Genomic DNA, 21960 nt, shown 5'->3' with positions numbered 1-21960 from the left:
CTGTGTGTACTCGACGAAGCCCTGCGGGGTGCGGGGCCTCATTTGGTGGTGTCATCGGACGGATCCGGCCGGGAACCACCCCGGTGCCGGGGCAGGCCGCCCGTATCTTCTGACTGGTCCTGCTCTCCTGACGGGGCCAGCTCGGGGGACCGGCCCTGCTCCAGCTTCTGGGGCCGGTCCTGGCCCGCGGGGCCGCCGCGCTGATCGCGCCCGGCCCGCTCGCTCTCAATCAGCTCGTTGAGCCAGCGGACTTCACGTTCCACCGACTCCATCCCGTGCCGCTGCAACTCGAGGGTGTAGTCGTCGAGCCGCTCACGGGTGCGGGCGAGAGAGGCCCGCATCTTCTCCAGGCGCTCCTCGAGGCGGCTGCGCCGCCCCTCAAGGACCCGCATCCGCACATCCCGCGACGTCTGTCCGAAGAAGGCGAAGCGGACGCCGAAGTGCTCGTCCTCCCACGCGTCCGGGCCGGTGTGGGCGAGCAGCTCCTCGAAGCGCTCCTTCCCCTCCGCCGTCAACCGGTAGACGATTTTCGCGCGGCGGCCGGCGAGCGTCGCCGCGAGGGCTTCCTCGGGCGCGCTGCCAGGCTCCTCGATCAACCATCCGTTGGCGACCAGCGTCTTGAGGCAGGGATAGAGACTGCCGTAGCTGAACGCACGGAACACCCCGAGCGAGGTGTTCAGGCGTTTCCGCAGCTCGTAGCCGTGCATCGGGGACTCGCGGAGCAGGCCGAGGACGGCGAACTCAAGCACACCCGAGCGTCTGCCCACACCCGCCTCCTCTGTCTCCTGGGTCCTTTATGCCGAGCTGATGTATCGACTCGATACATCCAGACGATAGAACCGTGATGGTGGCGGGACAAGAGGGACCATCGTGAACGGCGTCACATCACCAATTCGTGGGACGCGAACTGACTGTTATGGAGCGAAGATCACGCCTCGGCTGGTTTTGACCGTGCGTACTCTGTTCGCCATGCACAGCACCGGGAACCAAGTGACGCCATCAGGCGTCCTCGTCCTGGATGAAGTGCGCCCGGTTGCCACCGGTGGCCGGAGCGCACATCGGGGGGACCGAAAGCCACCTGCCGCTTTCAGGCGATAGCGCCTGCCCGAGGAGTAGTCGTTCCATGAGCGAGCACCGTCGCAAGCCGCCGCAGCCACAAGGCGGCGGACGAGCAGCGGCCCGGCGCGCCGCGCAGCAGTCATCAGGCCGCCGCGCGGCCGAGCCGCGAAGCGCCACCGGGTCGGGCTCCGCCCCGCATGGGGAGGAGCGCCCTTACGGCGGCCGGGCCGAAGCCCGGCGCGCCGCACAGCGCGGCTCCGGCCGCAGAAGAGGAGCCGATCCCGATGCCGGGGGCGGTGGCCACGGCGGCGGTCGACGCGCCGCCGGCGGCCGAGGGCGGGGGGGCGGCGATGGACGCCCCGTCAAGAAACGCTTCATCGACTACCCGCGCGCGGGCAAGGACGGTTTCCGGCGCTGGGTCCCGTCCTGGAGGTTGGTGACCGGGACCTTCCTCTTCTTCTTCGCCATGCTTGTCGGCGCCGTGGGCATCGGGCTGTGGCTGGTGGAGGTGCCCAACGCGCAGGCCGCGTCCAAGGTTGAGAAGAACGTCTACTACTGGGCGAGCGGCAAGCAGATGGTGGTCTCGGGCGGTGGTGAGTACAACCGCCAGATCGTGCCCCTCAGCGAGATCCCGAAGGGAATGCAGAACGCGGTGATCTCCGCGGAGAACGCCAGCTTCTACGACGACAACGGCGTCGACCCGATGGGTATCGCCCGCGCGGTCGTCAACATGGCCAAGGGCGGGGCCACGCAGAGCGGTTCCACCATCACCCAGCAGTTCGTCAAGAACACCTACCTGGACCAGTCGCAGACGGTCACGCGCAAGGTCAAGGAGCTGTTCATCTCCATAAAGGTCGGCGCGACCATGGACAAGGAAGACATCCTCGCCGGCTATCTGAACACTGCCTTCTACGGGCGTGGCGCCTACGGCTGTCAGGCGGCGGCCCGCGCGTACTACGACACAGACTGCAAGGACCTGACGCCGAGCCAGAGCGCCTTCCTCGCCGCGACCCTCAACGGCCCCAACCTCTACGACCCGGCCGGCGGCTACGGCGCAGCCGCGAGCAAGACGGCGAACACCAAGCGGGCCAAGCTGCGCTGGGAGTGGATCCTCAAGCGCGAGGCCGAGGTGGGGAGGATGTCCAAGGCCGAAAGCGAGGAGCTCATCGCCAAGAGGTTCCCGACGCCGCGGGAGCCGAAGGTCGCGACGAACAAGGAAGGCCAGATCGGTTATCTCACCGACCTGGCCGACAACTACATCATCGCGAACAGCAAGATCACCAAGAACATGCTGGACAAGGGTGGCTACCAGATCCACACCACCTTCGACCAGAACAAGATGGACCAGCTCGAGACGGCCGTGAAGAAGGTGACCAAGGAAAATATCAACCCGAAGCTCCGGCCTCAGTATGACAAGTACGTGCAGTTCGGCGGGGCCTCGGTGGAACCCAAGACGGGCAAGATCGTCGCCATCTACGGTGGCAAGAACGCCCTGGAGCACTACACCAACAACGCCGACTACACCGGTGTCCAGGTTGGCTCCACCTTCAAGCCCTTCGTGCTGGCCGCCGCCATGACCAACGGCGTCCGCGACAAGGACGGTCCGCGGGATCAGCCCGACTCGGAACGCACTGTGGTCTCCCCCAAGAGCATCTACAACGGCGACAACAAGCTGACGCTGCGGGACTACAACGGGACCGTCTGGCACGACAAGGACGGCAAGGAGTGGCACCAGAGAAACGACGGTGACGAGGACCGGGGCAAGATCAACCTGCGCACCGCGATGCAGTTCTCGGTGAACACCCCCTTCATCCAGCTCGGCATGGACGTCGGCACCGACAAGGTGCGGGACGCGGCGATCGCCGCGGGTCTCAACAAGGACCAGCTGGCCTCGATCACCCCGACGTTCTCCCTGGGCACCTCGGCCCCGAGCGCCATCCGGCTCGCCGGGGCGTACGCGACCTTCGCGGCCAGCGGCAAGCAGGCCAGTCCGTACTCGGTCGACACGGTCGAGCACAAGGGCATCGAGGTCTACAACCACAAGGACGACTACGAGCTCACGACGGCGTTCGACCCGAACGTGGCCGACAACGTCACCGACGTCCTGAAGAACGTCGTCGAGAAGGGCACCGGCACCTCGGCGCAGATCGGCCGTCCCGCCGCGGGCAAGACCGGTACCACCGATGAGAACAAGTCGGCCTGGTTCTCCGGCTACACCCCGCAGCTGTCCACAGCGATCGGCATGTGGCGGGTGAACGACAAGGCCAAGAACCAGAAGTTCCTGTCCATGCGCGGCGTGGGCACTGGCCGACCGGAGGCGTCGATCCACGGTGCCTCGTACCCGGCCGAGATCTGGGCCGACTACATGCGCCAGGCCATGAAGGGCAAGAAGGTCGAGAACTTCCCGAAGCCCGAGCCGATCGGCAAGGAGATCTTCGGCGACGGCGCGAGCCCGACCGCTCCGCCCACGACGACGGCCCCCTCGGAGACTCCGTCCGAGACGCCTTCGGAGACCCCGTCCGAGACCCCGTCCTCCGAGACCCCGACCAACAGCCCGTCCCCGACGGATACCTGTGACCCGCTGGAGATCGGTTGCAGCAACGGGGGCAACAACAACGGCGGCAACAACAACGGAGGGAACGGTAACAACGGGGGCAACGGCAACGGTGGCGGCACCAGCACGCCGAGCACGGAACCCCCGGGCAGCGATAACGGCGGCTGGTTCGGTGGAGGCGGCTGACGCAGGCGGCTGAGCCCGCAGGTGAGCGACCCTCGCCCGTACCACCATCGGCGGCCGCGCCGGAGCGTCATCCGCTCCGGCGCGGCCGCCGCCGTTCTCCGGGGCTCTCCGGGCCGCCCCGGCCCCTTCGCCGCCCCGAGGCGGCGCGGGCCTCTGGGGCGGGCCTCACGGCCCTCCCCCGGCCCGTACGGCAGGATGGATCCCATGACGAGCGTGCGCAGGGACCCCGAGGCCGAGCCCGTACGGCCGACCGCCGAGGACGCCGTGGCCGCGGCCGGCAGCGAGCTGATCGGCGGCCCGGCCGGGCGCCGGGCGCTGCTTGGCGTCAGCTGGTGGACCCCCGTGCGGATCATCGCGCTCGTCGCCATCGGGATGTTCGCCCTCGGCATGGTGCAGAAGATCCCCTGCTACAACGGCGGCTGGTTCTCCAGCGTCACCGGCCAGTACACCCACGCCTGCTACTCCGACATACCGCATCTGTACGCGGGCCGCGGCTTCGCGGAAAACGTCGTTCCCTACTTCCACCGCATACCGGGCGCCACGGACGGGATGGACTACCTGGAGTATCCGGTCCTCACCGGCCTCTTCATGGAGGTCGCCTCCCGGCTCACCCCGCACGGCGGGTCGCTCCAGCACCAGGAGCAGATCTACTGGATGGTCAACGCGGGCATGCTCATGGTCTGCGCCGCGGTCGTCGCCGTCTGTGTCTCGCGTACGCACCGCCGCCGCCCCTGGGACGCCCTGCTCGTCGCCCTCGCCCCCGCCTTCGCGCTCACCGCGACCGTCAACTGGGACCTCTTCGCGGTGGCGCTCACGGCCATCGGGATGCTGATGTGGTCGCGCGGCCGCCCGCTGGCGGCCGGCGTCTTCCTGGGGCTGGCGACGGCCGCGAAGTTCTACCCGATACTGCTGCTCGGGGCGGTGCTGGTGCTGTGCCTGCGGGCCGGCCGGCTGCGCGCCTTCGGGACGGCGCTGGGCGGGGCGCTGGGGGCCTGGCTCGTCGTGAACGTCCCGGTGATGATCAGCAGCCGCGGGGGCTTCCACATTCGCGAGGGCTGGCTCGCCTTCTACACCTTCAGCCGGGACCGGCCCGTCGACTTCGGCTCCGTGTGGCTGGTCATCTCCCAGCGCACCGGGAGCTCCCTCGACAACGTCAACCTGTACGCCACGCTGCTGATGCTGCTGGCCTGCGCCGGTATCGCGGCGCTCGCCCTGTGCGCGCCCCGGCGGCCGCGCCTGGCGCAGATCGCGTTCCTGGTCGTCGCCGCCTTCGTGATCACCAACAAGGTCTACTCGCCGCAGTACGTGCTGTGGCTGATCCCGCTGGCGGTCCTGGCCCGGCCGCGGTGGCGCGACTTCCTGGTGTGGCAGGCGTGCGAGGTGATGTATTTCCTCGGGATCTGGATGTACCTGGCGTACATCGGCAGCGGTGACAAGCACCGGGGGCTGCCGCCGGAGGGGTACCAGCTGGCGATCATCGTCCATGTGCTGGGGACGCTGTATCTGTGCGCCCTGGTCGTGCGGGATGTGCTGGTGCCCGAGCGGGACGTGGTGCGCAGGGACGGGTCGGACGACCCGTCGGGCGGTGTGCTGGACCGGGCCCCGGATGTGTTCGTCCTGGGGGAGGCGCGGCACGCGCCGGCGTACGAGGAGCCGGCGCGGGTGGAGTGGGGCGTCAGACGCGAGTGAGCTCCCGCGGGGCGGGACGAGCACGGCCAAGGGCCCGGAGCCGCGAGGTGATCGCGCGGCTCCGGGCCCTTCCGGTCGCTCTGGTCACTCCGGGCCGTGCCGGGTGGCTCAGCGGTCGACCAGCCGGTCGAACTGCGTCGTGGTGTGCCGCAGGTGGGCCACCAGCTCGTCGCCCACCTGCGGGGGCGCGACATCACTCGGTACGAACAGGATGGACACCTGCATGTGCGGCGGCTCGGCGAACCACCGCTGCTTGCCCGCCCACACGAACGGCGAGAGGTTGCGGTTGACGGTCGCGAGCCCGGCGCGCGCGACGCCCTTGGCCCGCGGCATCATGCCGTGCAGGGCCTTGGGGGCCTCCAGCCCGACGCCGTGGGAGGTGCCGCCCGCCACGACCACCAGATAGCCGTCGGAGGCCGTCTTCTGCTGGCGGTAGCCGAAGCGGTCGCCCTTGGCGACCTGGGTGACGTCGAGCACCGCGCCCCGGTACTGGGTCGAGTCGTGGTCGCCGAGCCACAGCCGGGTGCCGATGCGTGCGCGGAACCGGGTCTGCGGGAACTGCTGCTGTAGGCGGCCCAGCTCCTCGGACTTGAGGTGGCTGACGAACATGGTGTGCAGCGGCAGCCGGGCGGCGCGCAGCCGGTCCATCCAGGCGATGACCTCCTCGACCCCGTCCAGTCCGTCGGTGCGGTCGAGGGGGAGGTGGATGGCGAAGCCCTCCAGCCGGACGTTCTCTATCGCGGCGTGCAGCTTGGGGAGGTCCGCCTCGGCGACGCCATGGCGCTTCATGCTGCTCATGACCTCGATGACCACGCGCGCGTTCACCAGGCCGTACACACCGTCGACCGACGACACCGAGCGGATCACCCGGTCCGGCAGCGGCACGGGCTCCTCGCCCCGGCGGAAGGGGGTGAGCACCAGCAGGTCGCCGCTGAAGTAGTCCTTCATCCGGGCGGCCTCGTAGGTGGTCCCCACCGCGAGGATGTCGGCGCCGATGCGGGCGGCCTCCTCGGCCAGCCGCTCGTGGCCGAAGCCGTACCCGTTGCCCTTGCAGACCGGGACTATGCCTGGGAACTGCTGGATCACCAACTGCTGGTGCGCCCGCCAGCGCGCGGTGTCGACATAGAGGGTGAGCGCCATTGGCCGGTCCCGGAACCTTTCTCGTTGCCGCGGTGTATTGGAGGTATGCAGCGTAGGTGGAGAGTCAAGAACTCGGCGAAGTCAGCGGCGCGACATGTAGATGTCCAGCGCCTTGTGCAGCAGCTTGTTGAGGGGGAAGTCCCACTCGCCGAGGTACTCGGCGGCCTCGCCGCCGGTCCCCACCTTGAACTGGATGAGACCGAAGAGGTGGTCGTTCTCGTCCAGCGAGTCGCTGATGCCACGAAGGTCATAGACGGTGGCGCCCAGCGCGTAGGAGTCGCGCAGCATGCGCCACTGCATCGCGTTCGAGGGCCGGACCTCGCGCTTGTGGTTGGCGGAGGCACCGTAGGAGTACCAGACGTGGCCGCCGACGATCAGCATGGTGGCCGCGGCGACGGCCTCGCCCTCGTGCATGGCGAAGTACAGCCGCATCCGGTTGGGGTCCTCGCTGTTGAGGGCCTGCCACATGCGCTGGAAGTAGCTGAGCGGGCGCGGCCGGAAGTGGTCGCGCTCCGCGGTGATCTCGTAGAGCCGCTGCCACTCCGCCAGGTGCTCGTAGCCGCCCTGGACGACCTCGACGCCGGCCTTCTCGGCCTTCTTGATGTTGCGCCGCCACAGCTGGTTGAAGCCCTTGTGGACGTCCTCCAGGGAGCGGTTCTCCAGGGGCACCTGGAAGACGTACCGGGGCTGGACATCGCCGAAGCCGGCCCCGCCGTCCTCGCCCTGCTGCCAGCCCATGCGGCGCAGCCGGTCGGAGACCTCGAAGGCGCGAGGCTCGATGAACGTCGCCTCGATGTCGCGCAGCCGCTTCACATCCGGGTTCTGGATGCCCGACTTGATCGCGGCGGCGTCCCAGCGCCGGATGATGACCGGCGGGCCCATCTTCACGGAGAAGGCGCCCTGCTGCTTGAGGTGCGCGAGCATCGGGCGCAGCCAGTCCTCGAGGTGGGGCGAGTACCAGTTGATGACCGGGCCCTCGGGCAGATAGGCGAGATAGCGCTTGATCTTGGGCAGCTGCCGGTAGAGGACGAGGCCGACGCCGACCAGCTGGCCACTGGTGTCGAACCAGCCGAGGCTCTCCGAGCGCCACTCCGTCTTGACGTCAGCCCATGCCGGAACCTGCATGTGGCTGGCCGCGGGCAGGCTCTGGATGTATGCCAGATGCTGCTCTCGGCTGATCGTCCTCAGGGTCAGGCTCATGCGGGGCGCTCCTCGGCAGGTTTGTCCCCGTGGTCGGGGCTCCGGCTCTCGCGCCGAAGCCTACTGCGACAAGGACGCGCCCCGTTTGGGCCCGGGGGCAACGGGCCGGGCCGGAACTCAGCCCAGGACGCCGCCGAAGAGGCCGCCGTGCGCCATGCCGAGATAGAAGCCGACGGCGGATGCGCCGAGCCCGATGATCAGAAGGAACCGCTCGCCGGTGGTCGCGGAGATCAGCTGTCCCCACAGTCCGGTGATGATCCCGACCAGGCCCGTCCACGAGCTGAGCAGGTGGAGATCGGGGAAATGGGCGGTGATGAACGCGATCACGCCGATCAGCAGGGTCGCCGCGGCGAAGGTGTTCTCGACCGGATGCGACTTGCCATCGGTGTCGAGGAAGGAGAGAAGTCCGTGGTGAGGTCGTGCTGCCTGTGCCATGGGGCACCTCCGTATAGGCCCATATGGCAAAGCGGCGAAACTGTAACGCCGCTCACACCCGATGTGTACAGATTGCGGCGGGAGACCGCCGGATTTCAACCCGGCGGCAGTCGCCGGGTAGTCTGTACCGTCCGCAGCGGTGTCTGTGCAGACGCCGATGCGGTACGCATCACGACCCTCCTGCCACGGATCGACCGTGGCCGCTGAGTCCAAAGGAGGTGGGTTCCACATGCGTCACTACGAGGTGATGGTCATCCTCGACCCCGATCTCGAGGAGCGCGCTGTCTCCCCGCTGATCGAGAACTTCCTTTCCGTCGTCCGCGAGGGCAACGGCAAGGTCGAGAAGGTCGACACCTGGGGCCGTCGTCGTCTCTCGTATGAGATCAACAAGAAGCCCGAGGGCATCTACTCGGTCATCGACCTGCAGGCCGAGCCCGCGGTCGTCAAGGAGCTCGACCGTCAGCTCAACCTGAACGAGTCGGTCCTCCGGACCAAGGTCCTCCGTCCCGAGACCCACTGACCGCGTAAAGCGTTCAGCGGTCATCGGGCCGAATCGCAACGAGTAGCAAGCAGCCCAGCAGTACCCGCCGAGAGGTTCCCCCAATGGCAGGCGAGACCGTCATCACGGTCGTCGGCAATCTCGTCGACGACCCCGAGCTGCGCTTCACCCCGTCGGGTGCGGCGGTCGCGAAGTTCCGTGTCGCGTCCACTCCCCGTACCTTCGACCGGCAGACCAACGAGTGGAAGGACGGCGAGAGCCTCTTCCTCACGTGCTCGGTGTGGCGGCAGGCAGCGGAGAACGTCGCCGAGTCGCTTCAGCGCGGCATGCGCGTCATCGTGCAGGGCCGGCTGAAGCAGCGGTCCTACGAGGACCGCGAGGGAGTCAAGCGCACGGTCTACGAGCTGGACGTCGATGAGGTCGGCGCCAGCCTGCGCAACGCCACGGCGAAGGTCACCAAGACCGCTGGCCGCGGCGGCCAGGGTGGATACGGCGGCGGCCAGGGCGGCGGCCAGGGTGGCGGCGGTGGCTGGGGCGGCGGCCCCGGTGGCGGCGGCCAGCAGGGCGGCGGCGCTCCGGCCGACGACCCGTGGGCGACCAGCGCCCCGGCCGGCGGTCAGCAGGGCGGCGGTGGCGGTGGCTGGGGCGGCGGCTCCGGCAACTCCGGCGGCTACTCGGACGAGCCGCCCTTCTAGGTCGTATGCGCCGTTTCACGTGAAACCGCTGTTTCACGTGAAACGTGCCGGGCCTGGTCTGGGCGACCAGCACAAACTTCTTGATCACACTGGAGAGAGACAATGGCGAAGCCGCCTGCTCGCAAGCCTAAGAAGAAGGTTTGCGTGTTCTGCAAGGAGAAGATCTCCTACGTCGACTACAAGGACACGAACCTGCTGCGGAAGTTCATTTCCGACCGCGGCAAGATCCGTGCCCGCCGGGTCACCGGCAACTGCACCCAGCACCAGCGTGACGTCGCCACGGCCGTGAAGAACAGCCGTGAGATGGCGCTGCTGCCCTACACCTCCACCGCGCGATAAGGGAAGGGTGACCGAGTCATGAAGATCATCCTCACCCACGAGGTCTCCGGCCTCGGCACCGCCGGCGACGTCGTGGACGTCAAGGACGGTTACGCCCGTAACTACCTGGTTCCGCGTGGTCTGGCGATCCGCTGGACCAAGGGCGGCGAGAAGGACGTCGAGCAGATCCGCCGCGGTCGTCGCATCCGCGAGATCGCCACGATCGAGCAGGCCAACGAGGTCAAGGCGCGGCTCGAGGGCGTCAAGGTGCGCCTGAAGACCCGCGCCGGCGACGCCGGCCGTCTCTTCGGCTCCGTCACCCCGGCCGACATCGCCTCGGCGATCAAGGACGCGGGTGGCCCCGACGTGGACAAGCGCCGGATCGAGGTGGGCGCCCCGATCAAGACCCTGGGCGCGCACCAGGTCTCGGTGCGTCTGCACGCCGAGGTTGCCGCCAAGGTGGGCGTCGAGGTCGTCGCCGCCTGACCGGTGGTCCCCGTGCACTGCACGACTGAGGGCCGCGACCCACGCCGGGGTCGCGGCCCTTGTGCTTGTCCACCGCGGTGTTCCTCCACCGCGGTGTTCGTCCGCTGTGGTTGTGTCGGCCCGCCCTACCGGGCTCAGCCGCGCACCGCGCCGGTGACGACCCAGCGGCCCGAGCGGGCCCGTAGCCACAGGGTGGCCAGCCGGACCGACATCATCAGCGCCATGGTCCACCACAGGGCCGTGAGTCCGCCGCCCAGGGAGGGCACCAGCACCGCGACCGGGGCGAAGACGACCAGCGTGGCGATCATCGCCCAGGCCAGATATCCCCCGTCCCCCGCGCCCATCAGCACCCCGTCGAGGACGAAGACGACACCGGCCACCGGCTGGATGACGGCCGTCACCAGCAGGGCGGGCAGCAGGGTGTCGCGCACCGCCGGGTCCGAGGTGAACAGGGGGATGAACAGCGGGCGGGCCGCGATGACCAGCAGGCCCAGCACCACTCCGGACGCGATGCCCCACTGGACCATGCGGCGACAGGCCGCGCGCGCTCCCTCGGAGTCGCCCGCGCCCAGATACCGCCCGATGATCGCCTGGCCCGCGATAGCGATGGCGTCCAGGGCGAACGCCAGCAGATTCCACAGCGACAGCACGATCTGGTGGGCGGCGATCTCATCGTCGCCGAGCCGGGCCGCCACCGCGGTCGCGATCACCATCACGACGCGCAGGGCCAGCGTACGGACCAGCAGCGGCACCCCTGCGTGGGCGCAGGCCCGTATCCCGGCCAGATCCGGGCGCAGCGAGGCGCCATGGCGGCGGGCGCCTCGTACGACGACGGTGAGATAGACGGCGGCCATGGCGCACTGGGCGATCACCGTGCCCCAGGCGGAGCCCGCGATGCCGAGCCCGGCGCCGTAGACCAGGGCGGCGTTCAGGGCGGCGTTGGCCGCGAAGCCGCCGATGGCGACATAGAGCGGGGTCCGGGTGTCCTGGAGGCCGCGGAGCACGCCGGTGGCGGCGAGCACCACCAGCATCGCGGGGATGCCGAGCGAGCTGATGCGCAGATAGGTGACGGCGTGGGGGGTCGCGGTGCCCGAGGCACCGAAGAGCCCGACGAGGTCAGGGGCGGTCGGCAGGGTGACGGCGATGACGGCGCCGCCGAGGAGAAGGGCGAGCCAGATGCCGTCCAGCCCCTGGCGGAGCGCTCCGGCCGTATCGCCCGCGCCGACGCGGCGGGCGACGGCCGCCGTGGTGGCGTAGGCGAGGAAGACGAAGATGTTGACGGCGGTGGTGAGCAGGGCGGCGGCGACGCCGAGTCCGGCGAGCTGTGGGGTGCCGAGGTGGCCGACGACGGCGCTGTCGACCATGACGAAGAGTGGCTCGGCCACCAGTGCGCCGAAGGCGGGAAGGGCGAGCGCGACGATCTCGCGATCGTGTCGCCGGGCGGTCTTCCGCTCGGTCGCTGGGGCCAGAGTCATGAGGGCAATCTAATCTTCCACAGGTAAGAGACACAACCCAAGGGCATCCCTTACATGCGATGGCGCGGGACGCTGTTCTCTGCGCCGTTTGTCGCGATCTTGATCCAGGCGCCGAAGTTTTTCTCCTGCACAGCCCCTGGATGAAGAAACCGCAGGTCAGTCGCGCAAGTCTGGGTTGATTGTGTGTTTGTCCACAGCACTGTCCCCCGGCCCGTGCACAGGATCGCGGGACTTCTCCACAGGATGGCCCCCATCATCCACATGCCCTGTGGATAACCAAGTTGGCTGAGGGGGGAGACGGGCCTACCGTGGTGCGGCGCCCGCCGCCTGTTCCGGCCTCGATTCCACTCGAATCCGAAGCGTCGGAACCGGACGTCGGGCGCCCTGTTTGTCATAGCCGTGGCGTAAGAAAGAGACGCGCGGTGAGGTCCGCACCGCGGACGGGAGGAGGTGGCGGGGTGAGCATGCCCGAGCCCATGGACGACCCCTGGGCGGACTCCGGCCCGGTCGACCGGTTGCCTTCCCCCCGGTTCCGTCGCGGTGAAGGCGGCCGGGGCCGTGACGAACAGCATGAGCGCGGCCGCGAGTCGGGCACCTGGGAGGGGGCGGGCTTCGAGCGCGTTCCCCCGCAGGACCTGGACGCCGAGCAGTCCGTCCTGGGCGGCATGCTGCTGTCCAAGGACGCCATCGCCGATGTCGTCGAGGTCCTCAAGGGCAACGACTTCTACCGCCCCGCCCATGAGACGGTCTATCAGGCCATCCTCGATCTGTATGCCAAGGGCGAGCCGGCCGACCCCATCACCGTCGGCGCCGAGCTCACCAAGCGCGGCGAGATCGCCCGCGTCGGCGGCGCCTCGTATCTCCACACCCTCGTCCAGTCGGTCCCCACCGCCGCCAACGCCGAGTACTACGCCGAGATCGTCCATGAGCGCGCGGTGCTGCGCCGTCTGGTCGAGGCCGGCACCCGCATCACCCAGATGGGATACGCGGCGGACGGCGATGTGGATGAGATCGTCAACAACGCCCAGGCGGAGATCTACGCCGTCACCGAGCAGCGCACCAGCGAGGACTATCTGCCGCTCGGCGACATCATGGAGGGCGCGCTCGACGAGATCGAGGCCATCGGCTCCCGCAGCGGGCAGATGTCCGGTGTGCCCACCGGCTTCACCGACCTGGACGCGCTGACGAACGGGCTGCACCCCGGCCAGATGATCGTCATCGCCGCCCGTCCCGCGATGGGCAAGTCCACCCTCGCCCTGGACTTCGCGCGCGCCTGTTCCATCAAGAACAACATGCCCAGCGTCATCTTCTCCCTGGAGATGGGGCGCAATGAGATCGCGATGCGACTGCTGTCCGCCGAGGCGCGGGTGGCGCTGCATCACATGCGGTCCGGAAGCATGACGGACGAGGACTGGACGCGGCTGGCCCGCCGTATGCCCGATGTGTCCGCGGCCCCTCTCTACATCGACGACTCCCCGAACCTGTCGATGATGGAGATCCGCGCGAAGTGCCGCCGGCTCAAGCAGCGCAGTGATCTCCAGCTGGTCGTCATCGACTATCTCCAGCTGATGCAGTCCGGTGGCGCGCGGCGCCCCGAGAGCCGTCAGCAGGAGGTCTCGGACATGTCGCGAAACCTCAAGCTGCTGGCCAAGGAGCTGGAAGTCCCGGTCATCGCGCTCTCGCAGCTCAACCGTGGACCCGAGCAGCGGACGGACAAGAAGCCCATGGTCTCGGACCTGCGCGAGAGTGGTTCCATCGAGCAGGACGCCGACATGGTCATCCTGCTGCACCGGGAGGACGCGTACGAGAAGGAGTCGCCGCGCGCGGGCGAGGCGGACCTGATCGTGGCCAAGCACCGTAACGGTCCGACGGCCACGATCACGGTCGCCTTCCAGGGCCACTACTCGCGCTTCGTGGACATGGCCCAGACCTGATCGAGCGGCACGAAGGGCTCACACCGGTTCGGGTTGCGGTTGCGGTTGCCGCGCCGGTGCGGGCGTCGGGTCCCACAGTCTGGTGGTCCGTACGTAGCCGTAGATCACGGAGCCCATCGCCAGCAGGAGAAGTGGTCCGAACACCCACGGATGTTCGGCCATCTTCATCGGCAGATAGCGATACGACGCCAGGAGCGCGGCGAAGACCGCTGTGCCGTAGGCGACCAGCTGGATTCCCGACCGGTCCCAGCCACGTTCGTGCGAGCGCAGCGCTGCCTCGATGGTGAGCGTGAACACCACGCCGGCGATGAGATCCGCGCCGTAGTGGTAGCCGAATCCCAGCGTCGCGGTGAGCGTGGCGATCAGCCAGAAGGTGCCCGCGAACCGCAGAGTCCGTGGGCCCTTGCGGGAGTGGATGAAGATCGCGGTGGCCCATGCCGTGTGCAGGCTGGGCATGCAGTTGCGTGGGGTGATGTCGTCGTAGGTGAACGCGTGCGGGGCACTGATCGGCGGCGGGGTGTCCGGCCACAGGTTGGCCAGCGCCCACTGCGGGCCGCCGGTGCCGGAGGCGCCCGGGCCGTAGGCGAAGACCGGTCCGACCACCGGGAAGATCATGTAGATGGCGGGCCCGAGGAGGCCGATCACCAGAAAGGTGCGCACCAGGTAATGGCTCGGGAAGCGGCGCTCGACCGCCACGTTGCGCAGTTGGTACAGCGAGACGACCACCGCGGCCACCGCGAGCTGAACGTAGACCCAGTCGAGGAGATGGGTGCCGATCGGACCGGTGGCCTCGACCATCCGGCCCACCAGCCACGACGGGTTGCCCAGCGCGTGATCGGCGATTGCCACATACGGGTCGAGCACCATCGGGTGGGCCTTCGACGTGATGAGCAGCCAGATATCGCCGGTCTTGCGGCCGGCCACCAGCAGCAGGGCCAGCCCGACACCCTTCAGCAGCAGGACACGTTCCGGGCCGGTGCGGCGCGTGACAGCGATGACCGCATAGCCCAGAACCACCCACAACGCGCCGTTGCCGAAGGGGTGGCCCTCGGTGATCTCGGCGCCGGCCGCCCACCGCACCAGAAAGAAGACGACATCGATGCCGATCGCGACACCGGCCGCGATGAGCCGTTCCCGCCAGGGGAGCACCACCATCATCAACGCCATGCTGGCGTACAGCAAAGGCCCCGATTTGGGGGGGAAGATCACCTCTCGCGCCTGATTGGTCATCGGCCCCGGTAGGCCGTAGTGACGTGCGGCGATCTCCAGCGCGATGAGGAATCCGAGGGTCACCAGACCCGCCGTGGCCCACAGTATCGCCCGTGGTTGACGCCACGCGGCGAACTTTATGCTGCTATTTATTCGCGAAAACACCCGAGACGCTATAGATATCAATTGTTTTGGCCGATTTGATAGATGTTGGCGGCGATCGTCATGAGGCCGAACATGCTATCGGAGGGGTGTTGGGCGATCCGGGCGTCGCCACCACGTCGGCTACATCACGTCGGCCAGTTCCTCCAGCAGCCGCCGCTTGGGGCGGGCGCCCACCATCGACCGCACCGGCTCACCGTCCTGGAACACCATCAGCGTCGGCATGGACAGCACGCCGTACGCCGCCGTGGTGCCCGGGTTGGCGTCCACGTCCAGCTCCACCACCTTCAGCCGGTGCGCCTCCTCCCGCGCCACCTCGGCCAGCACCGGCGCGATCATCCGGCACGGCGGGCACCACGAGGCCGTGAACTCCACGAGCACCGGGAGCGCGGACTCCAGGACCTCCCGCTGGAAGGTGTCGTCCGTCACCGTGACCACTCCCCCTGTCCCGGTCTGTGTCGTCGCCATTCCGTTCCCCTCTCGGTCCTGTCTCCGGTTCATGCGGTTCATGCGGTTCATGCGGCTCGTGGGGCTCTTGGGGTGTCAGCTCGCAGCGTGGCTCGGGTCCCCCCGGCGCCGCCGCCGCGGCCTTCAGCGCGGCCAGCGCCCGCTCCGCCTCGGCGAGCTGTGCCCCGACCTGCCGCCGCACACCGTTCAGCCGCGCGATGCAGTCGTCCAGCTCGGCCAGCTTGCGGCGGTACACCGCGAGCGAGGCCGGGCAGGAGTCACCCGCGGGGTGGCCGGCGCGCAGGCACTCCACGAACGGCCGGGTCTCCTCCAGACCGAAGCCGAAGTCCCGCAGCGTCTGTATCTGCCGCAGCAGCCGCAGGTCGTCCTCGTCGTACGCCCGGTATCCGTTGCCCGCGCGGCGTGCGGGCAGCAGCCCGAGCGCCTCGTAGTGGCGCAGTGTGCGGGTGGTCGTACCCGCCCGTTCGGCCAGCTCTCCGATCCGCATGGCCTCGACGGTAGACGTTGACGCCGACGTCAAGGCCAACGGGCGTACGAAATTGCCCCGTCGGGCATGGGACGCGGGCCATAGGGTGCGGGCATGACCGCGCCCATGGAAGAGACCGCGTCGCCGCTGCCCGCCACCCGCCGTGCCCTGCTCCGCCGGATCGCCGTAGGCCAGACGGAGGGCCGTGCGCCGTCCCTGGTGGGCGCGGTGGTGCGGGACGGACGGCTGTGGTGGGTGGGCGCGCGCGGCGAGGTGAGCGAGGCTGGAGCGCGTAGCGCTTCCGTTGAGGGTGGTGGTGGGCGACGGGTGGGCGGGCGCACGCCGGACGCGGACACCCAGTACCGCATCGGCTCGCTCACCAAGACCTTTGTGGCGGTGCTGGTAATGCGGCTGCGCGACGAGGGGCTGCTGCGCCTCGGTGACCCGCTGTCCCGCCACCTGGACGTGCCGGAGGCCGGGGACGCGACCATCGCCCAGCTGCTCTCCCACACCTCGGGCCTGGCCGCGGAGGCCCGCGGCCCGTGGTGGGAGCGCACGCCGGGCGAACTGCGCCCCGAGACGGCCGACATCTTCGGGGAGCGCCCGCTGCGCCACCCCGCCGGCCGCCGCCACCACTACTCCAACCCCGGCTTCGCGCTGCTGGGCGCGCTCGTCGAGCGGCTGCGCGGCGCGCCCTGGGACGAGGTGCTGCGGCGTGAGGTGCTGGAGCCGCTGGGGATGGGGCGCACCTCGCCGCTGCCCCGGGCCCCGCACGCCGAGGGCTGGGCGGTGCACCCCTGGGCGGATGCGCTGCTGCCCGAACCCGCCGTGGACACCGGCCGGATGGCCCCGGCCGGACAGCTGTGGTCGACGGCCGCCGACCTGGCCCGGTACGCGGCCTTCCTGATGGACGGGGACGAGCGGGTGCTGGGCGCCCGGACGCTGGCCGAGATGCGCGCCCCGGCGGTCGCGCCCGAGGACGACGACTGGGACGGCGGCTACGGGCTCGGCATCCAGCTGGCCCGCCGCGACGGCCGCGTCCTCATCGGCCACACCGGCTCCATGCCGGGCTTCCTGGCCGCGTTGTGGGCGAGCCCGGAGGACGGGCTGGCCGGGATCGCGCTGGCCAACGCCACCTCGGGGCCCGCGGTCGGCGCCGTCGCCGCCGACCTCGTACGGATCGCGGCCGAGCACGAGCCGCCGGTGCCCGCGCCGTGGCGGCCGCTGACCGAGGCGGATCCGGAGCTGGTGGCCCTGACCGGGCCCTGGTACTGGGGCCCCACCCCGTTCCTGTTGCGTCTGCGCCCCGAGCGGGGTCTTGAGCTGAGCCCGCTGAACGGCAGGGGGCGCGGCTCGCGGTTCCGGGCGGAGCCGGACGGCACCTGGACCGGGCTCGACGGCTATTACGCGGGGGAGACGCTGCGCGTGGTGCGGGGCGCGGGCGGCGGCCCGTACGGCGGGGCGGACAACGTCCACCTCGATCTGGGCACCTTCGTCTTCACCCGGGAGCCGTACGAGCCCGATGGCGCGGTGCCGGGCGGGGTGGACCCGAAGGGGTGGCGCCCGGGGGCGTGAGGCGCGCCCCGGCTCCGATCCGTGCCTGACCCTGGCGGTGGTACGCACCGCCGGGGGCTGGGTGACCGCCGTGTACCTCCGCAGGCTGATCTCCGTACCCACATCCGGCGGCCCCGCGTCCGCCATGTCCCAAGGAGATCCGTCATGCGCTCCTCAGCGCTGCGTGTCGGTGCGTCCCTGCTCGCCCTGACCGCCGTCCTGGCCGCTTCCGGCCCGGCCGCCGCCCGAACCCCGGGCGCCCGACCCGGGACCGTCTGGTCGGCCGGGTGGGCCGCCCCCGTCCAGCGCCCCAGTGAGGGCTTCGAGGAGAACTGGGCCCTCAAGGGCTTCGCCGACCAGACCGTGCGCCAGGTCGTGCGGGTGACCTCCGGTGGCACCGCGGCCCGGATCCGGCTGTCGAACCGCTACGGCGACGAGCCGCTGCGGATCGCGGGCGCGACCGTCGCCCGGACCGCGCGCGGAGCGTCGGTCGAGGCCGGAAGCGCCCGCAGGCTGACCTTCGGGCACCGGCGGGAGGTGACGATCCCGGCGGGCGGCGAGGCGGCCAGCGACGCGGCGCCGGTGCGCGTGGCGCCCTTCGAGTCGCTGACGGTGACGCTGTACTTCGCCGAGCCGACCGGCCCGGCCACGTTTCACGCCCAGGCGTACGCGAAGACCTATCGCGCGGAGGGCGACCACGGCGCCGACCGCGACGGCGCGGCGTTCACCGCGTCCACCCACTCCTGGTACTACCTGTCGGACGTGGAGCTGACCGGCGGCACCGGGCGCCGCGGATCCGTGGTCGCGTTCGGCGACTCCATCACCGACGGCTTCGGCTCGACGTACGACGCCAACAGCCGCTGGCCGGATCTGCTGGCCGAGCGCCTGGCGGCCGCCGGCACCCCGCGCCCGGTCCTCAACTCCGGCATCGGCGGAAATCTGCTGCTGCACGACTCGCCCTGGTACGGGGACCGGGCGGGCGCCCGGTTCCAGCGGGATGTGCTGGACAAGCCGGGCGTCGGGTCGGTGATCCTGCTCCAGGGGCTCAACGACATCGGCTTCAGCGAGGTGGATCTGCCCACCTACAAGCCCAATCCGCAGGTCTCCGCCGAGCAGGTGATCGCCGGCTACCGCGAGCTGATCGCGCGGGCCCACGCCCGCGGCGTCAGGGTCGTGGGCGCCACGATCCTGCCCTTCAAGGGCGCCGAGTACCACACCGCCCGCTCCGAGGCGAAGCGCGCCGCGATCAACGCGTGGATCCGCGGCTCCGGCGAGTTCGACGCGGTGGTCGACTTCGCCGCCGTCATGGCCGCGCCGTCGGATCCGCAGACGCTCGACCCGGCGTACGACAGCGGCGACCACAAGCACCCCAATGACGCGGGCTACCGGCGGATGGCCGAGGCGATCGACCTCGGCGTTCTCTAGAGCGCGAGCTTGAACCCCACGTGCGAGGCCTCGAAGCCGAGGCGCTCGTAGAAGCGGTGGGCGTCGGTACGGGTCGCGTCCGAGGTGAGCTGCACCAGCACACAGCCCTCGCGGCGCGACTCGTCGACGGCCCACTCGATCAGCTGGGTGCCGAGCCCGCCGCCGCGCTCGTCGGCGTGGATGCGGACGGCCTCGATGATCGAGCGGGTGGCGCCCTGCCGGGACAGGCCGGGGATGACGGTGAGCTGGAGGGTGCCGACGGTGCGGCCGTCCCGTACGGCGACCACCAGCCGCTGGCCCCCGTCGCTCGTGATCCGCTCGAACGCCGCCAGGTAGGGGGCCAGGTCGTCCGGGGACTCGCGCCGGGCGCCGAGCGGGTCGTCGGCCAGCATGGCCACGATGGCCGGTATGTCCTCGGTGGTGGCACCGCGGATCTCGAGGTTGCTCATGGCGGGCAGCCTACGCGGGGGCCCACAGCCCTTCGACGGCCGTCACCAGCGGGGCCAGCTCGGGCCGTGCGGCGGCGTCCTGCAGGGCCTCGCGCAGCGCGGTGTCGTTGGTCGGGCGCGCCTGGTCGAGCAGTTCCCGGCCCGCCGCGGTGACGTTGGTGTAGATGCCGCGGCGGTCGTCCGGGCAGATGTAGCGGGACAGCAGGCCGCGGTCCTCCAGGCGGGTGACCAGGCGGGTGGTCGCGCTCTGGCTGAGCACGACGGACTCGGCGAGCTGGCGCATCTGGAGATGGCCGCCCGGGCCGTCGTGCTGGGCGCTGAGCACGTTCAGCACCGAGAACTCGCGGACGCTCAGCCCGTGACGGGCCTGTAGCGCGCGCTCGACGCGCGTCTCGATGCGGCCGTGCAGGGCGGACAGGGCGCACCAGCCCTGGGCGAGGGCCTGCCCGCCGGGCAGCGGCTCGTCGGCCAACGGCTCCTCGGTCTGCACATCCGGCATGGAACCCCTCCTTGGGTGTCGTGTCCCCCAGCGTAGTGCACTCGATGAAAATGTCGGCGCTTGCAAGTAAGTGCGTATGCAATTATTGTCGACGCGTCCAAAACTTCCGCGCAATCGTTCTGAGGACTCCACGACATGCCTCTCGCCCTGCTGGCGCTCGCCATCGGCGCCTTCGGCATCGGCACCACCGAATTCGTGATCATGGGACTGCTGCCCGAGGTGGCGGACGAGTTCCACGTCTCGATCCCCACCGCCGGATACGCGACCACCGGCTACGCCCTCGGCGTCGTCATCGGCGCCCCGCTGCTGACCCTGCTCGGCACCCGGCTGGCCCGTAAGCAGATGCTGATGATGCTGATGGGGCTGTTCATCGCGGGCAATCTGCTCTCCGCGCTCGCCCCCGCCTTCCTGCTGCTGCTCGCCGGGCGGGTGCTGGCCTCGTTCGCGCACGGCGCCTTCTTCGGCATCGGCGCGGTCGTCGCCGCCGACCTGGTGGCCCCCGACAAGCGGGCCCGGGCCATCGCCACCATGTTCACCGGCCTGACCATCGCCAACGTGGTCGGCGTGCCCATGGGCACCTGGATCGGCCAGACCCTCGGCTGGCGCGCCGCGTTCCTCGCCGTAGCCGGGCTCGGCGTGCTCGGGCTGGCCGGCATCGCCGCCCTCGTGCCCCGGCAGCCCGGCCCGGCCGCCGCCCGCCTCGGCCAGGAGCTCGCGGCGTTCCGCAATCCGCAGGTGTGGCTGGCCATGACCATGACCGTGCTCGGCTTCGGCGGCGTCTTCGCCGCGATCACCTACATCACGCCGATGATGGTGGACGTGGCGGGCTACGCCGACTCCTCCGTGACCTGGCTGCTCGTCCTCTTCGGCCTCGGCCTGGTCGGCGGCAACCTGATCGGCGGGCGCTACGCCGACCGGTCCCTGATGCGGATGCTGTACATCACCCTCGGCGGGCTCGGCGTCGTCCTGGCGGCGTTCAGCTTCACCGCCCATGACAAGGTCGCGGCGGCCGTCACGATCGTGCTGGTCGGGGCCTTCGGCTTCGCGACCGTGGCGCCGCTCCAGAAGCGGGTCATGGACCAGGCGCCGAACGCGCCGACGCTCGCCTCGGCGGCCAACATCGGCGCCTTCAACCTGGGCAACGCCCTGGCCGCCTGGCTCGGCGGGCTCGTCATCTCCGCCGGAAGGGGCTACACCGCGCCCAACTGGGTCGGCGCCCTCATGGCCGTCGCCGCGCTCGCCACCGCCGTCTTCTCGGCCGCGCTCGAACGGCGCACCGCGCGCACCGGTGGGCGGGTCGTCGCCGCGGGCGGTGCGTCCCCCGCCCCTGAGACGGCAGACGAGGCAGCCGTACGCTGACCCGCCCGCCCGTCGCCCGCCCTCCCGTCGCCCACCACCACCCTCAACGGAAGCGCTGCGCGCCCGCCCTCCCGTCGCCCGGCTGCCGCCCGTCGCCTGTACGCACGGCCCCCCTCACGCCTGTGAGCGGGCGGCCACGCGGCGGCCGGAGCGCGTCCCGGCCCCGGTGGGGCGGGAACCGGCCCGCAGCCGCCGCCCGCGCGCCGTCAGCCCCCACGGCTTGAGGACCGAGATGGCGGTGAGAAACAGATAGACGCCCAGCGCCACCGAGGGCGCGATGACCAGATCGACGGAGGACGGTACGGCCCGGCCCGCCGAGGCGTCGGCCGCGGCGGAGGCGATCTCGGCCCGCAGCGCGAAGATCGAGGCGCCCGCCGCGGGCACCGTCAGCCAGAACTTGGTGACGACCCAGCGGTACCGGGCCAGTCCCCAGGGCGTGCCGAGCGACAGCGCCACCCCGCTCAGCAGGGACGCCAGGCTGATCGGCGCGATCAGCCAGTCGCCGAAGATCTTCATGGCGCGATAGGCGGCCTCGGCGGTGTCCGCCGATCCTGAGGCCGCCCCCGCGATGCCCAGCGCGAGCAGACACAGGGTGAGCCCGAGCCAGCCGACGGAGACGACGACATGGACGACGAGAAGGGCCCTGCGGGCGGGCCGCGAAAGGTTCGGCTTCATGTCTCCACGGTCGTCCGCGGGGGT

20 protein-coding genes and 1 pseudogene are annotated in these 21960 nt (G+C 70.2%); 10 read left to right on the top strand and 11 right to left on the bottom strand.

What is annotated here, in order from left to right:
- Positions 1-38: 38 nt before the first annotated feature.
- Positions 39-767, bottom strand: coding sequence for a PadR family transcriptional regulator (locus ACH4S9_RS37875; RefSeq protein ID WP_311726004.1), 729 nt, complete (start codon positions 765-767; stop codon positions 39-41).
- Positions 768-1123: 356 nt separating this feature from the next.
- Between ACH4S9_RS37875 and ACH4S9_RS37870 the strand changes: the two genes are divergently transcribed.
- Both ACH4S9_RS37870 and ACH4S9_RS37865 read left to right on the top strand, forming a co-directional pair.
- A complete protein-coding gene (locus tag ACH4S9_RS37870) occupies positions 1124-3799 on the top strand; it encodes a transglycosylase domain-containing protein (protein WP_398376212.1) in 2676 nt (891 codons plus the stop codon).
- Between the two features lie 204 nt (positions 3800-4003).
- A complete protein-coding gene (locus tag ACH4S9_RS37865) occupies positions 4004-5488 on the top strand; it encodes a glycosyltransferase 87 family protein (protein WP_358848075.1) in 1485 nt (494 codons plus the stop codon).
- 108 nt (positions 5489-5596) lie between these two features.
- Here ACH4S9_RS37865 and ACH4S9_RS37860 read toward each other — a convergent pair whose 3' ends face one another.
- The 3 genes from ACH4S9_RS37860 to ACH4S9_RS37850 form a co-directional block, all read right to left on the bottom strand.
- Complete coding sequence (locus ACH4S9_RS37860; RefSeq protein WP_311726008.1) at positions 5597-6628, bottom strand: alanine racemase; 1032 nt, start codon at positions 6626-6628, stop codon at positions 5597-5599.
- 81 nt (positions 6629-6709) lie between these two features.
- The gene (locus ACH4S9_RS37855) at positions 6710-7828 is read right to left on the bottom strand and encodes a peptidoglycan bridge formation glycyltransferase FemA/FemB family protein (protein ID WP_311726010.1); all 1119 of its coding nucleotides are present in this window, start codon (positions 7826-7828) and stop codon (positions 6710-6712) included.
- 117 nt (positions 7829-7945) lie between these two features.
- Positions 7946-8263 (bottom strand): hypothetical protein, encoded by a 318-nt coding sequence (locus ACH4S9_RS37850; protein ID WP_311726011.1) that lies wholly within the window; start codon positions 8261-8263, stop codon positions 7946-7948.
- Between the two features lie 229 nt (positions 8264-8492).
- Between ACH4S9_RS37850 and rpsF the strand changes: the two genes are divergently transcribed.
- The 4 genes from rpsF to rplI all read left to right on the top strand — a co-directional run bounded on the left by rpsF (position 8493) and on the right by rplI (position 10261).
- Positions 8493-8783, top strand: a complete 291-nt coding sequence (rpsF, locus tag ACH4S9_RS37845) for a 30S ribosomal protein S6 (protein ID WP_014177942.1) — start codon at positions 8493-8495, stop codon at positions 8781-8783.
- Positions 8784-8866: 83 nt separating this feature from the next.
- Positions 8867-9457 carry a single-stranded DNA-binding protein gene (locus ACH4S9_RS37840; protein WP_361185668.1) on the top strand — a complete coding sequence of 197 codons (591 nt, stop codon included), beginning with the start codon at positions 8867-8869 and terminating at the stop codon, positions 9455-9457.
- 102 nt (positions 9458-9559) lie between these two features.
- On the top strand, positions 9560-9796 hold the full coding sequence (gene rpsR, locus ACH4S9_RS37835; protein ID WP_003978893.1) for a 30S ribosomal protein S18: 237 nt from the start codon (positions 9560-9562) through the stop codon (positions 9794-9796).
- Positions 9797-9814: 18 nt separating this feature from the next.
- Positions 9815-10261 (top strand): 50S ribosomal protein L9, encoded by a 447-nt coding sequence (rplI, locus tag ACH4S9_RS37830; RefSeq protein WP_311726013.1) that lies wholly within the window; start codon positions 9815-9817, stop codon positions 10259-10261.
- A gap of 134 nt (positions 10262-10395) precedes the next feature.
- Here the strand turns inward: rplI and ACH4S9_RS37825 are convergent, their stop codons facing one another.
- On the bottom strand, positions 10396-11736 hold the full coding sequence (locus ACH4S9_RS37825; RefSeq protein ID WP_398376209.1) for an MATE family efflux transporter: 1341 nt from the start codon (positions 11734-11736) through the stop codon (positions 10396-10398).
- A gap of 476 nt (positions 11737-12212) precedes the next feature.
- Here ACH4S9_RS37825 and dnaB point away from each other — a divergent pair, with 476 nt between their 5' ends.
- On the top strand, positions 12213-13670 hold the full coding sequence (gene dnaB, locus ACH4S9_RS37820) for a replicative DNA helicase (protein WP_311726194.1): 1458 nt from the start codon (positions 12213-12215) through the stop codon (positions 13668-13670).
- An 18-nt stretch (positions 13671-13688) separates the two neighbouring features.
- Here dnaB and ACH4S9_RS37815 read toward each other — a convergent pair whose 3' ends face one another.
- From ACH4S9_RS37815 to ACH4S9_RS37805, 3 genes and pseudogenes are all read right to left on the bottom strand, one after another.
- The gene (locus ACH4S9_RS37815) at positions 13689-15044 is read right to left on the bottom strand and encodes a phosphatase PAP2 family protein (RefSeq protein WP_398376208.1); all 1356 of its coding nucleotides are present in this window, start codon (positions 15042-15044) and stop codon (positions 13689-13691) included.
- A 120-nt stretch (positions 15045-15164) separates the two neighbouring features.
- A complete protein-coding gene (trxA, locus tag ACH4S9_RS37810; protein ID WP_311726015.1) occupies positions 15165-15509 on the bottom strand; it encodes a thioredoxin in 345 nt (114 codons plus the stop codon).
- 76 nt (positions 15510-15585) lie between these two features.
- Positions 15586-15996: pseudogene (locus tag ACH4S9_RS37805) on the bottom strand (MerR family transcriptional regulator); the annotation flags it as partial.
- A 93-nt stretch (positions 15997-16089) separates the two neighbouring features.
- On the opposite strand from ACH4S9_RS37805, the gene ACH4S9_RS37800 reads away from it, so the two are divergent.
- Together ACH4S9_RS37800 and ACH4S9_RS37795 are read left to right on the top strand one after the other, a co-directional pair.
- Entirely contained in the window at positions 16090-17550 is a 1461-nt protein-coding gene (locus tag ACH4S9_RS37800) for a serine hydrolase domain-containing protein (protein ID WP_398376207.1), read from the top strand.
- Positions 17551-17694: 144 nt separating this feature from the next.
- Positions 17695-18954, top strand: a complete 1260-nt coding sequence (locus tag ACH4S9_RS37795; RefSeq protein WP_398376205.1) for an SGNH/GDSL hydrolase family protein — start codon at positions 17695-17697, stop codon at positions 18952-18954.
- On the opposite strand, the gene ACH4S9_RS37790 is transcribed toward ACH4S9_RS37795, so the two are convergent.
- Both ACH4S9_RS37790 and ACH4S9_RS37785 read right to left on the bottom strand, forming a co-directional pair.
- Positions 18951-19403, bottom strand: a complete 453-nt coding sequence (locus ACH4S9_RS37790; RefSeq protein ID WP_311726018.1) for a GNAT family N-acetyltransferase — start codon at positions 19401-19403, stop codon at positions 18951-18953. The genes ACH4S9_RS37795 and ACH4S9_RS37790 overlap by 4 nt on opposite strands.
- A gap of 10 nt (positions 19404-19413) precedes the next feature.
- On the bottom strand, positions 19414-19902 hold the full coding sequence (locus ACH4S9_RS37785) for a MarR family winged helix-turn-helix transcriptional regulator (RefSeq protein ID WP_398376204.1): 489 nt from the start codon (positions 19900-19902) through the stop codon (positions 19414-19416).
- A gap of 135 nt (positions 19903-20037) precedes the next feature.
- Here ACH4S9_RS37785 and ACH4S9_RS37780 point away from each other — a divergent pair, with 135 nt between their 5' ends.
- Positions 20038-21261 (top strand): MFS transporter, encoded by a 1224-nt coding sequence (locus ACH4S9_RS37780; protein WP_398376201.1) that lies wholly within the window; start codon positions 20038-20040, stop codon positions 21259-21261.
- Positions 21262-21375: 114 nt separating this feature from the next.
- Here ACH4S9_RS37780 and ACH4S9_RS37775 read toward each other — a convergent pair whose 3' ends face one another.
- Positions 21376-21936: a DUF2269 family protein gene (locus ACH4S9_RS37775; protein ID WP_398376200.1), complete on the bottom strand. Its 561-nt coding sequence runs from the start codon at positions 21934-21936 to the stop codon at positions 21376-21378.
- Positions 21937-21960 lie beyond the last annotated feature (24 nt).

Origin of the sequence: Streptomyces sp. NPDC021225, from assembly GCF_044332865.1 — a bacterium.
In the GTDB taxonomy this organism is placed as follows: domain Bacteria; phylum Actinomycetota; class Actinomycetes; order Streptomycetales; family Streptomycetaceae; genus Streptomyces.
The sequence above is the reverse complement of the archived record's forward strand: the minus strand, read 5'-3'. Positions and strand labels throughout refer to the sequence as shown.